At 68.3% G+C, this 11,220-nt stretch carries 13 protein-coding genes; 3 read left to right on the top strand and 10 right to left on the bottom strand.

Features of this window, described 5'->3' with window-relative positions; translation table 11 throughout:
* The coding region (locus AC5E6L_RS10305) for an NAD(P)H-hydrate epimerase (protein WP_491773066.1) at positions 1 to 1,187 on the bottom strand (1,187 nt) is incomplete at its 3' end.
* A 225-nt stretch (positions 1,188 to 1,412) separates the two neighbouring features.
* Between AC5E6L_RS10305 and AC5E6L_RS10300 the strand changes: the two genes are divergently transcribed.
* Both AC5E6L_RS10300 and glnA read left to right on the top strand, forming a co-directional pair.
* The gene (locus AC5E6L_RS10300; RefSeq protein ID WP_491229570.1) at positions 1,413 to 1,751 is read left to right on the top strand and encodes a P-II family nitrogen regulator; all 339 of its coding nucleotides are present in this window, start codon (positions 1,413 to 1,415) and stop codon (positions 1,749 to 1,751) included.
* A gap of 51 nt (positions 1,752 to 1,802) precedes the next feature.
* Positions 1,803 to 3,209, top strand: a complete 1,407-nt coding sequence (gene glnA / locus AC5E6L_RS10295) for a type I glutamate--ammonia ligase (protein WP_491229571.1) — start codon at positions 1,803 to 1,805, stop codon at positions 3,207 to 3,209.
* Positions 3,210 to 3,280: 71 nt separating this feature from the next.
* Here glnA and AC5E6L_RS10290 read toward each other — a convergent pair whose 3' ends face one another.
* A complete protein-coding gene (locus tag AC5E6L_RS10290; protein ID WP_491773063.1) occupies positions 3,281 to 4,048 on the bottom strand; it encodes a GGDEF domain-containing protein in 768 nt (255 codons plus the stop codon).
* Positions 4,049 to 4,370: 322 nt separating this feature from the next.
* Here AC5E6L_RS10290 and AC5E6L_RS10285 point away from each other — a divergent pair, with 322 nt between their 5' ends.
* Positions 4,371 to 5,324: a 1-phosphofructokinase family hexose kinase gene (locus AC5E6L_RS10285; RefSeq protein ID WP_491229573.1), complete on the top strand. Its 954-nt coding sequence runs from the start codon at positions 4,371 to 4,373 to the stop codon at positions 5,322 to 5,324.
* A 29-nt stretch (positions 5,325 to 5,353) separates the two neighbouring features.
* Here the strand turns inward: AC5E6L_RS10285 and AC5E6L_RS10280 are convergent, their stop codons facing one another.
* The 8 genes from AC5E6L_RS10280 to AC5E6L_RS10245 form a co-directional block, all read right to left on the bottom strand.
* Positions 5,354 to 6,337, bottom strand: a complete 984-nt coding sequence (locus tag AC5E6L_RS10280; RefSeq protein WP_491773061.1) for an RluA family pseudouridine synthase — start codon at positions 6,335 to 6,337, stop codon at positions 5,354 to 5,356.
* Positions 6,338 to 6,340: 3 nt separating this feature from the next.
* A complete protein-coding gene (crcB, locus tag AC5E6L_RS10275) occupies positions 6,341 to 6,718 on the bottom strand; it encodes a fluoride efflux transporter CrcB (RefSeq protein ID WP_491773059.1) in 378 nt (125 codons plus the stop codon).
* A 44-nt stretch (positions 6,719 to 6,762) separates the two neighbouring features.
* Positions 6,763 to 7,317, bottom strand: coding sequence for a flavodoxin domain-containing protein (locus AC5E6L_RS10270; RefSeq protein ID WP_491773057.1), 555 nt, complete (start codon positions 7,315 to 7,317; stop codon positions 6,763 to 6,765).
* Between the two features lie 98 nt (positions 7,318 to 7,415).
* Positions 7,416 to 8,750 carry a replication-associated recombination protein A gene (locus AC5E6L_RS10265; RefSeq protein WP_491229982.1) on the bottom strand — a complete coding sequence of 445 codons (1,335 nt, stop codon included), beginning with the start codon at positions 8,748 to 8,750 and terminating at the stop codon, positions 7,416 to 7,418.
* Positions 8,750 to 10,174 (bottom strand): DegQ family serine endoprotease, encoded by a 1,425-nt coding sequence (locus tag AC5E6L_RS10260; RefSeq protein ID WP_491773068.1) that lies wholly within the window; start codon positions 10,172 to 10,174, stop codon positions 8,750 to 8,752. Before AC5E6L_RS10260 ends, AC5E6L_RS10265 begins: the two co-directional genes overlap by 1 nt.
* A 94-nt stretch (positions 10,175 to 10,268) precedes the next feature.
* On the bottom strand, positions 10,269 to 10,505 hold the full coding sequence (locus AC5E6L_RS10255) for a hypothetical protein (RefSeq protein WP_491773055.1): 237 nt from the start codon (positions 10,503 to 10,505) through the stop codon (positions 10,269 to 10,271).
* A 26-nt stretch (positions 10,506 to 10,531) separates the two neighbouring features.
* Positions 10,532 to 10,963, bottom strand: a complete 432-nt coding sequence (gene rplQ / locus AC5E6L_RS10250; RefSeq protein WP_491229981.1) for a 50S ribosomal protein L17 — start codon at positions 10,961 to 10,963, stop codon at positions 10,532 to 10,534.
* 42 nt (positions 10,964 to 11,005) lie between these two features.
* A partial coding sequence (locus tag AC5E6L_RS10245; RefSeq protein WP_491773053.1) for a DNA-directed RNA polymerase subunit alpha C-terminal domain-containing protein occupies positions 11,006 to 11,220 on the bottom strand: 215 nt, incomplete at its 5' end.

Here is an 11,220-nt window from a genome sequence, read left to right as displayed (position 1 = left end):
GCCCGGCGCGCCTTTTCGAGCTTGCCGCCGCCGCTGCGGGCGAGATCGGGAAAAAGGCGCGCGAATTCGCCCTCGTGCGGCGTCAGGACGAGCCGCGCGCCCGGCATCCGGCCAGCCGCCTCGAACAAGGGCGATGGGTCATCGGCGAAGGCGGTGATGCCGTCGGCATCGAGCACGAGCAGCGCGCCCGACCGCTCCAGCATGCCGGGCGCGACGGCGCGGGCGCGCTCGGGATCGTCAAGGCCCGGACCCAATATGACGGCGCGCACCCCCTTGAGCGCGGCGAGCGCTTCGAGCGGGTCGCCGCCCGCCGGCCGCAGCATGATCGAGGTGACATGGGCGGCATGGATATCGAGCGCGTCCGGGGCTCCCAGAATCGTGACCGCGCCGGCGCCGGCGCGCTGGGCGGCCATGGCGGCAAGCCGTGACGCTCCCGTGCCATGGCGGGGACCGGAAAAGACCGCGACCGCCCCGCGCGCATATTTGTGCGTCTCGGCGGCGGGCCTGGGCAGGCGATTCGCCCACGATGCCGGCATGTTCTCGACGGTCACCGGCGCGGCATCGGCGCGCACGCCGATATCGGCGACGGCGATGTCGCCGCACAGCGCGCGGCCGGGATAAAGCAGGTGGCCGGGCTTCTTGCGATAGAATGTGACGGTCGCCGCCGCCGCGACCGCGCCGGGCCCCTGCCCCGTATCGCCATTGACGCCCGAGGGCAGATCGACGGCCAGCACCGGGCAGCCGGCCGCGCGGCAGCGGTCGAGCGCGGCCGCGGCCCGCTCGGGCAAGGCGCCCGAAAAGCCCGCCCCGAACAGCGCGTCGATCGCCAGATCGCCTGCCGCCGGCGCAAGATCACCGAGCGGGTCGACGGGACCGGTCCAGCGGCGGGCGGCGATCTGCGCGTCGGTCCCTGGCCGGACCGGGGCGAGCGCGTAAAGGCGCACGGGCACGCCCCGTTCGGCGAGACGGCGCGCGGCGACATAGCCGTCGCCGCCATTGTTGCCCGGCCCGCACAGCACATGGACACGGCGCGCGCCGGCAAGGCGGGCCATGGCCGCATCGGCGACCGCCGCGCCCGCATTCTCCATCAGCACGCGGCCGGAAAACGTGCCGCTTTCGATGGTCGCGCGGTCGGCGGCGCCCATTTCGGCGTTCGACAGGATGGCATTCGCCGCGATGTCAGCCATGGCCGGCTCGCCGCAACTCATGCACGGATTGCACTTTTCTTGCGCAGAATGCCCGTTCTTTAGGCGCATTTTCGCCGTCTTTGGCGGCATGAACCGGCGGATGGAAGGGTCGATGCGCCAATCGCCCGCTTTTTCGGCGCTCCTGGCGTCTCCGGCGCGGGCGCGCGAATTGGCATGGCATCTGCATCATGAAGGGCAACTCAACCGGTCGGAGGCATCGCAACGATGAAAAAGATTGAGGCGATCATCAAGCCCTTCAAGCTCGATGAGGTCAAGGAAGCGCTTCAGGAGGTGGGCCTACAGGGCATCACCGTGACCGAGGCCAAGGGCTTCGGCCGCCAGAAGGGCCATACCGAACTCTATCGCGGCGCCGAATATGTCGTCGATTTCCTGCCGAAGGTGAAGATCGAGATCGTCGTCCCCGACGAGACGGTCGAGCGCGCGATGGAAGCGGTCCGCAACGCGGCCCAGACCGGACGGATCGGCGACGGCAAGATCTTCGTCTCGCCGATCGAGGAGGTGGTGCGCATCCGCACCGGCGAAACGGGCGCGGACGCCGTCTGACCGCTCCGAGCGAACCCCAACATGCCACTTGAAAGGAAAAAAGGGATCACAATGAGTGCAAGTGACATTCTCAAGCAGATCAAGGACAACGACGTGAAGTTCATCGATCTGCGCTTCTCCGACCCGCGCGGAAAGATGCAGCACGTCACGGTCGATTGCGGCGTCGTCGACGAGGACATGTTCGCCGACGGCATCATGTTCGACGGCTCGTCGATCGCCGGCTGGAAGGCGATCAACGAATCCGACATGAACCTGATGCCCGACGTCGAGACCGCGCACATGGACCCGTTCTACGCGCAGTCCACCATGGCGATCTTCTGCGACGTGCTCGATCCGGTCTCAGGCGAGGGCTACAATCGCGACCCGCGCATGACCGCCAAACGCGCCGAGGCCTACATCAAGTCGGGCGGCTTCGGCGACACGGCCTATTTCGGCCCCGAGCCGGAGTTCTTCATCTTCGACGACGTCAAGTTCGCGACCGACCCCTACAACACCGGCTTCCAGCTCGACAGCGTCGAACTGCCGTCCAACACGGACGCCGAATACGAAACCGGAAACCTGGGCCACCGGCCGCGCACCAAGGGCGGCTACTTCCCGGTCAACCCGGTCGACAGCGCCCAGGACATCCGCTCGGAGATGCTCACCGTCCTCAGCGAAATGGGCGTTGCGACCGAAAAGCACCACCATGAGGTGGGCGCGGCGCAGCACGAGCTTTCGATGCTGTTCAACACGCTGACGCGCAAGGCCGACGAGGTGCAGCTCTATAAATATGTCGTGCACAATGTCGCCCATGCCTACGGCAAGTCGGCCACCTTCATGCCCAAGCCGGTCTATGGCGACAACGGCACCGGCATGCATGTGCACCAGTCCATTTGGGGCGAGGGCAAGCCGCTGATGGCGGGCGACGAATATGCCGGCCTTTCGGAGACGGCGCTGTTCTACATCGGCGGCATCATCAGGCACGCCAAGGCGCTCAACGCCTTCACCAACGCCTCGACCAACTCCTACAAGCGGCTGGTGCCGGGCTTCGAGGCGCCGGTTCTTCTGGCTTATTCGGCCCGCAACCGGTCGGCCTCGTGCCGCATCCCGTTCTCCGGCTCGCCCAAGGGCAAGCGCGTGGAGGTCCGCTTCCCGGACCCGACCGCCAACCCCTATCTGGCGTTCGCGGCCATGCTGATGGCCGGCCTCGACGGCATCAAGAACAAGATCCATCCGGGCGAGGCCATGGACAAGGACCTTTACGACCTGCCGCCCGAGGAACTGGAAGGCATTCCGACGGTGTGCGGCTCGCTGCGCGAGGCGATCGCGGCGCTCAGGGCGGACAGCGACTTCCTCAAGGCCGGCGGCGTCTTCGACGACGACCAGATCGCGGCCTATCTGGAACTGAAGGAAGAAGAGAACATCCTGTTCGAGCAGATGCCGCACCCGGTCGAGTTCGACATGTACTATTCGGTCTGACCGGCCGCCGCCTCATCGACGCAAGGTCCGGCGGCCCAGTGTCGCCGGGCCTTTTCCATGCATCAGGGCCTTCACGCGAGGGCGGGCCGGCCGGCAGGGCCGGCTTCGTGGCCGACCCGGTTGCGCCCTTCGGTCTTGGCCCGGTAAAGGCCCCGATCGGCGATCGCCAGCAAGTCGGCCAGGGCCGCGTCCCTGTGCGATGCCACGCCGATGCCGATGCTGACGGTCAGTGGAACCGTGGGGCCTTCGGTCTGGACCGGCTCGGCGCCACATCGACGGCGTATGCGTTCGGCATACCGGCAAAGCGGCCGGATCGGCACGCCGTCAAGCAACACGGCATACTCCTCGCCGCCCATTCGGCCGACGCAGTAATCGGGCACGGCGCAGTTTTCGATCTCATCTCGGATGAGATCGGCGACCCGGACGATGACCGCATCGCCCGCTGCGTGGCCATAGGTATCGTTGATCACCTTGAAACGATCGATGTCGCAGGCGATCACCGCAACCGGACGGCCGCCGCGCCTTGCCCTTTCGATCAGCCGCGCGGCGGCTTGCTCAAATCCGCGCCGGTTCAGCAGGCCGGTCAGATGATCGGTTTCCGACAGGTGCTGAAGCTCGGCCTTGGCGCGCGCCAGCTCATCGGCCATCGACAGCATGACCCAGCATACGGGCACGCTGATCAGAAGCGGCGCGGCAAAAGAGATCGGAAGGCCGATGCTCAACGCCCTGCGCAGGCTCTCCTTGGCGATGAGGCCGAGTTCGACCAAGGCGATGCTGATCGACGCGGTGATGACCATGGATGCGATCACGCAGACGAACGTCAGTTTTGCAACCTTCATCCAAAGCCGGCTTTTGTCGAAGAACGCGCCCATGCCAACCCTGCCCAGTGTCGACAGGTCAGCGTATGCCGGGGAGGTGAACAAAATGTTCAGCGCAGGCTCCAACGGTCGCGCAACGCATGCTGGAACGCCGCGCCGATCGCGTGCCCAAGGCCGGTCAGTGCGAGACGCTGCCCGACAGCGTGTTGATGACGATGACGAAAGACAAACCGCTCTAGGGCCGGCCGCTTGCCTGCCGCCCGCGCCCTGCTACAACGGGCGGATGCTCGCCTGAAACTGCAAAAACGCTTCCGCGCCAAACCGCCACCACCGCGTTCGCTCCATGAACCAGCAACCCGTCCTGACGATCACGCTGAACCCGGCGGTCGATATCGCCGCCGATGTCGAGACCGTGCGGGCCGACGTCAAGCTCCGCTGCGGGCCGGCGCAGCTCGACCCTGGCGGCGGCGGCATCAACGTGGCGCGCGCGATCGTCAAGCTGGGCGGTTCGGCCCGCGCGCTGATCGGCATCGGCGGCGTAACGGGCGGAACGCTGACCGCCATGCTCGCCGCCGAGGCGATCGACACCGTCCCGATCGACACGGGAGGACAGACGCGGCAGTCGTTCACCGCGCGCGAGACATCGAGCGGGCGCCTGTTCCGCTTCGTGCTGCCGGGCCCGGCCTGGACCGAGGCGGCCGATCGCGCCCTTTTCGAGACGCTGGACCGGCTGCTCGCACCCGACGCCTTCGCCGTCCTGTCGGGGAGCCTGCCGCCGCAGGCCGACGCCCGGCTCGTCGAACGGCTCAAGGGGCGGGTCGAAGGGGCCGGGTCCGCGCTGATCGCCGACACGTCCGGGGCGGTGCTCGCGGCCCTTTGCCGAAGCACCGGCGCGCCGATGCACACGCTGCGGATGGACCGGGAAGAAGCGCTCGCCGTGTCCGGCCGGCCCCTTGGGGCGCCCGAGGCATTTGCCGGCTTCGGCGCCGAACTGGTCGCAAAGGGCGTTGCGCGCCACGTCGTCATCGGCATGGGCGCGCGCGGCTCGGTGGGCGTTTCGGCCGATGAGCGGCTCCTGTGCAGCCGGCCGGTCGACAACCCGCTCAGCGCGGTCGGCGCCGGCGACAGCTTCGTCGGCGCGATGACGCTGGCACTGGCGCGCGGCGAAACGTTCGCGCGGTCGCTCGCCCACGGCACCGCCGCCGCCGCCTCGGCCGTCGTCACGCCTGGCACAGCGCTCTGCGACAGTGCGATCGCGCGCGCATTCCTCGACGAGGTCGAAACGGTGCGCCTTTAGGGCGGCTTGTCTTTAGCTGGGAGCGGCGCTCACGCCTGCCGATCCCCGTCCGCCTCGTCGAGACCAAGCAGGTTCCAGCTTTGCACCATGTGCGGCGGCAGAGGCGCGGTGACGTTGACCGTGCCGCGGTCGGGATGGGGGATGCGCAGGCGGCGGGCGTGCAGGTGCAGCCTCTTCTGGATGCCGCCGGGAAAGGTCCAGTTGGGATCGTGCTCGCCATATTTCGGGTCGCCGATGATCGGGCAACCCATATGCAGCGCATGGACGCGCAACTGGTGGGTGCGGCCGGTCTCGGGTTCGAACTCCACCCATGACAGGCGCTGGCCGGCGGCCTCGATCAGCCGATAGCGCGAGATGGCGTGATCGGCGCCCGCCTCGCCATGCTCGACAACGCGCATCCGGTCGCCGTCGGGCGTCCGCTCCCTGGCGAGCCAGGTCGAAATCCTGCCTTCGGGCCTCCTCGGCGTGCCCTTGACCAGCGCCCAGTAGACCTTTTCGGTGTCGCGCGACCGAAACGCGGCGGCGAGCTTTTGCGCCGCCCCGCGCGTGCGCGCGACGATCAGGACGCCAGACGTGTCGCGATCGAGCCGGTGCACGAGCCGGGGCTTTTCGCCCTTTTTGTTGCGCAGCGCGTCGAGCATGCCGTCGACATGGCGCACCACGCCCGAGCCGCCCTGCGTGGCCAGCCCGGCCGGCTTGTCGAAGACGAACAGCCTGTCGTCCTCGTAGAGCAGCATCCTGCGCAGGGCCTGGGCGTCGCCCTCGTTTCGGATGGTCCTCGCCGTGACCGGGCCGGCATCGGCGCCGGTCGCCTGCGGCGGCACGCGCACAGCCTGCCCCGCTTCGAGCCGCGTGTCGGCTTTCGCCCGCCTGCCGTCGACCCGAACCTGCCCGGTCCGCAGCAGCTTTTGCAGCGCGCCGAAGCCAAGGCCCGGATAATGCGTCTTGAACCAGCGGTCGAGGCGCATGCCCGCCTCGTCCCGGTCGATGCGCCTTTGTTCGATGCCGCCCATCGGTCAGGCGCCCGCGCGCGCCAGCGCCAGCCCGGCGAACAGCGCGGCGATCGAGGCGGCCATCGAGATCAGCGCATAGAAGACCGCGCTCAGCGCCTCGCCGCGCTGCCAGAGGAGCGCGAAATCGAGCGAGAAGGCCGAAAAGGTGGTGAAGCCGCCGAGCAGCCCGACGCCCAGAAGCAGGCGCAGCCCCTCCCCCGAACCGCCCCGCCGCATCAGCCAGCCGATCAGCACGCCCATCAGCAGCGAACCGACGATGTTCACGGTCAACGTCGCCCAGGGATAGCCGCTCACATAACGGCCGACACCCAGATAGGTCAGATAGCGCAGCGCGGCGCCTGCGGCGCCCCCCAGCGCGACGAACACGAGGTTGGTGAACATGGCCCGCCCGTCTACGCCATCGGGCAGGACACGGAAAGAGCAAATCAGACCTTGCCGGCGACCGCGGGCGCATCCTTCAGGAAACCGTCGACGAACATGTCCAGTTCGCCCCAGTCGGTGAACGCATAATCATGGTGCGTGTCGGTCGGCGCGTCCTTCTTGTCGGCGATGCGCCGCATCATCCATTTGCGGAAGAAATCATACTCGGTGTATTTCAGCGCCCCGGCCGCATGGTGCACGCTCACCGGCCACCAGCCGGTCTCCTCGCTGAACCGCGCGGCGATCTCGCGCAGGTCTTCCCATTCGGTCTGGTCGTCCCCGGCGGCGGTCAGGGAGACGGTGACGAAGGCGCCGGGCCGCGCCATCAGGTCGCGCCCGTGCGCGCTCACATAGCGGCGCAGCGGGGCCGGGAACGTGCCGATGTGCACGGGACCCGCGCAGATGACGGCGTCCACATCGTCGACCGACAGGGATCGGGGCGGATCGGCGGCGTCGATCATCACCGCCTCGTGCCGATTGTCCTTCAGGTAACGGCCGATATGACCGGCGATCTGCCGGGTGTGTCCCTCGACGGTCGCATGGATCACCAGAACGCGCATCTTGTCCTCCGAAACGGGTGCGGCATGATCGGCCCATCCTAAAGGGCGGGGACCGGGCGCGGTTTGACCTTCGTCAAGCGTGCCCGTCGGCGGGGCGCTCAGCCATCGCCGCCATCGCCACCGTCGCCCTGCCCGCCCCGCTCGGCACGCAGGCGCGCCCAATAGTCGAGCCTTTTTGCGATCTCGCGCTCGAAGCCGCGCGCGACGGGCTCATAGAAGGTGCGCCGCCCCATCTCGGGCGGGAAATAGTCCTGCCCCGAAAAGGCGTCCGGCTGGTCATGGTCGTACCGGTAGCCGGCGCCATAGCCCTCGGCGCCCATCAGCCTGGTCGGCGCGTTCAGTATGTGCTTGGGCGGCAGCAGGGAGCCATGCTCTTTGGCGGCACGCATCGCGCCCTTCATGGCCGCATAGAGCGCGTTCGACTTGGGCGCGGTGGCCAGATAGACGCACGCCTGGGCAAGCGCCAGTTCGCCCTCGGGCGCGCCCAGATAGTCGAACGCGTCCTTGGCGGCGAGCGCGACGGCGAGCGCCTGCGGATCGGCGAGGCCGATGTCCTCGGACGCCATGCGCACCATGCGGCGGCCCAGATAGAGCGGGTCCTCGCCCGCGGCGAGCATGCGCGCCAGATAGTAGAGCGCCGCGTCCGGGTCGGAGCCGCGCACCGCCTTGTGCAGGGCCGAGATCAGATTGTAGTGGCCATCCTGGCTCTTGTCGTAGACCGGCGCGCGGCGCTGAAGCACGGCGCGCAACCGGTCGGCATCGAAAACGTCGCCCGGCCGCGCCACCCGCCAGGCTTCCTCGGCGAGCGTCAGAACGGCGCGACCGTCGCCGTCGGCCATGCCGACAAGGAGCATGCGCGCCTCGGCGTCGACCGGCAGCGTGGCGCCGGTGGCGGTCTCGGCCCGGTCGAGCAGCGCGCCGAGCGCGTCCTCCCCAAGCCGTCCGAGCGTCAGCACGCGCGCCCGCGACAAAAGCGCGGCGTTCAGCTCGAATGACGGGTTTTCGGTGGTCGCGCCGATCAGCGTGATGGTGCCATCCTCCATCACGGGCAGGAAACTGTCCTGCTGGGCGCGGTTGAAGCGGTGGATCTCGTCGACGAAGAGCAGCGTCGCAAAGCCGTCGCCGCGTCGCGCGCGAGCGGCCTCGAACACCTTCCTGAGGTCGGCAACGCCCGAAAAGATCGCCGAAATCTGCTCGAAATGCTGGCCCGCCTCGGCGGCGATCAGCCGGGCGAGCGTGGTCTTGCCCGTGCCGGGCGGCCCCCAGAGGATCAGGCTGCCCAACGAACCGGACGCCAGCATGCGGGTGACCGTGCCGTCCGGCCCGGTCAGGTGCTCCTGGCCGACGATCCCGCCGAGCGCACTGGGGCGAAGCCGGTCGGCGAGCGGCCGGTTGGTCGCCCCTTCGGCGATGGCGTCGAACAGGCCGGCCATCAGAACCGCAGGAACTGGTTGATCGTCCGCCCCTGCCGGTCGAGCGTGAAGCGCCAGTTGCGCCCGCCCCCACCGGTCAGGCGCACCACATCGTCGACGGCGGCGATGCGCTCGCCGTTTATGGCGACGATGATGTCGCCGGGCCGCAGCCCCGCGCGCAAGGCGGGCGCGCCGCGGCGAACCTGCGTGACGACCACGCCCGCGCCGCGACCGGGCAGGTTCATGCGCTGGCGCAGGCGCGGCGACAGGTTCGCCACCACGGCGCCGGCAAAGGGCGACCGGCCGTCGATCAGCGTCTCCCGGGCGGGCGCCGTCTCCGGCGGACGGGTCAGCACCAGTTCGATCGTGCGCTCGCGGCCGCGCGAAAGGATATCGAGCGTCACCGCCCGGCCCGGCCCGATCGTCGCCAGCCGATAGCCGAGCGCGTCGGGATTCTGGACCGATGCGCCGTCGATCGCCAGCACCACGTCGCCCGCCCTCAAGCCAGCCTCGGCCGCAGGGCCGCCGGGGTCGATGTCAAGCACGAGCGCGCCGGCCGGCCGGTCGAGGCCGAGGCTCTCGGCGATCCGGGGCGTCACCGCCTGGAACCGCGCGCCCATATAGGGGCGCTCGAACGCGTCGGCCCCGCCCCGCGCCTGGCGCACCACCGCCCGGACCATGTTGGAGGGAATGGCGAACCCGACGCCCTGGGAGCCGCCCGAGCGGGAGAAGATCGCGGTGTTGATGCCGATGAGACGGCCCTGCATGTCGATCAGCGCGCCGCCCGAATTGCCCGGATTGATGGCCGCGTCGGTCTGGATGAAGAAGCCGAAGTCGGCGATGCCCAGCCGCGTGCGCGCCACGGCCGACACGATGCCCGAGGTGATCGTCTGGCCGACGCCGAACGGGTTGCCGATGGCGAGCACCAGATCGCCGGTCAGGATGGTGTCGGAATCGCCGAGCGCCAGGGCCGGGAAGGTCTCGCCGGCCTCCATGCGCAGGACCGCCAGATCCGAACGCTCGTCGCGCAGGATGACCGTGCTTTCGAACTCGCGGCCGTCCGCGAGCGCGACGCGGATTTCGTCGGCGCCGGAGATGACGTGATCGTTGGTGACGACGAGCCCGGCCTCGTCGACGATCACGCCCGAGCCGAGCGAGGACTGAACGCGCGGCGAACCGGAATAGCGGTTGCCGAAGAACTGCTCGAAGAACGGATCGCCGGCGAAGGGCGCGCGCTGGCGCACAAGCCGCGCCGCATAGACGTTGACGACGGATGGCGCGGTGCGTTCGACCAGCGGGGCAAAAGAGAGTTGGATTTCTCCCTCGCCCAGCGGCAAGCGGCGGATGGCGGCGCCGGGTTCGGCCGGCTCGGCGGTGCCGCTCCCGCCCAGCCCGCCCAGCAGATCGCGCAAGGGGCCGCCTGCCTCCTGCGCCTGGGCTGGCATGGCCAGGGCCGAAAAACCGATAATGAGCGCCAGAAGCGTTCGGACAGTTGCGCGCATCTTCGATATCGCCCCGGCTTTCCACGGTGAATCGCGATCACCTTGCTAGCACAATCAGGGCTGAAATGGGGATTGACGGTTGCGGGACCGGAGCAGCAAAAAAGAAGAGTCCGCGCAAGTTCACGAACTCCTCAGGGCAGCGGGTCGGAGCACGATCCTTGTTGGCAGGAAAGCCAAAAACGTCAATCGCCATCCGCACCTTGGGTGAGAGGCTGATCCACGTTTCGGATTGATTATTCGAAGCGATCAGGCTCTCATGCGGCGCGCCGGCCATGCCGGCGTCGCCGTCTTTTTATAGCGTCATGCGGCCACTTCTTCTTCGGCAGCCTCCTCGGCTTCAAGCCGGGCCCGGTCGGCGGCGCCCCTGGCGTCAACGTCGCGGTCGACGAATTCGATGACCGCCATGGGCGCGGAGTCCCCATGGCGGAAACCGGCCTTCATGATCCGCGTGTAGCCGCCATTGCGGTCGGCATAGCGCGGCGCGATGGCCGCAAACAGCTTGCGCGTCTGCGCCTCGTCCTGAATCTGCGCGATCACCTGGCGGCGTGCGTGCAGGTCGCCGCGCTTGCCCAGCGTGACGAGCTTTTCGACGATCGGCCGCAGCTCCTTGGCTTTGGGAAGCGTGGTGACGATCTGCTCATGCTCGATGAGCGAGGCCGCCATGTTGGCGAACATCGCCTTTCTGTGGCTCGATGTGCGGTTCAGCTTGCGGCCGGATTTGCGGTGGCGCATGGGCCTTCTCCTGGGGTTTCCGGCCTGTCGGCCGGCGCGGGTTCAGTAATGGTCCTCGTAGCGCTTGGCGAGGTCCTCGATGTTCTCCGGCGGCCATGTGGGCACTTCCATGCCCAGATGCAGGCCCATCGAGGCCAGCACCTCCTTGATCTCGTTGAGGGACTTGCGCCCGAAATTCGGCGTGCGCAGCATTTCGCCCTCGGTCTTCTGGATCAGGTCGCCGATATAGACGATGTTGTCGTTCTTCAGGCAGTTGG

It is taken from the genome of Roseitalea sp. (assembly GCF_984466335.1).
This window is presented reverse-complemented; position numbering and strand designations above follow the sequence as displayed.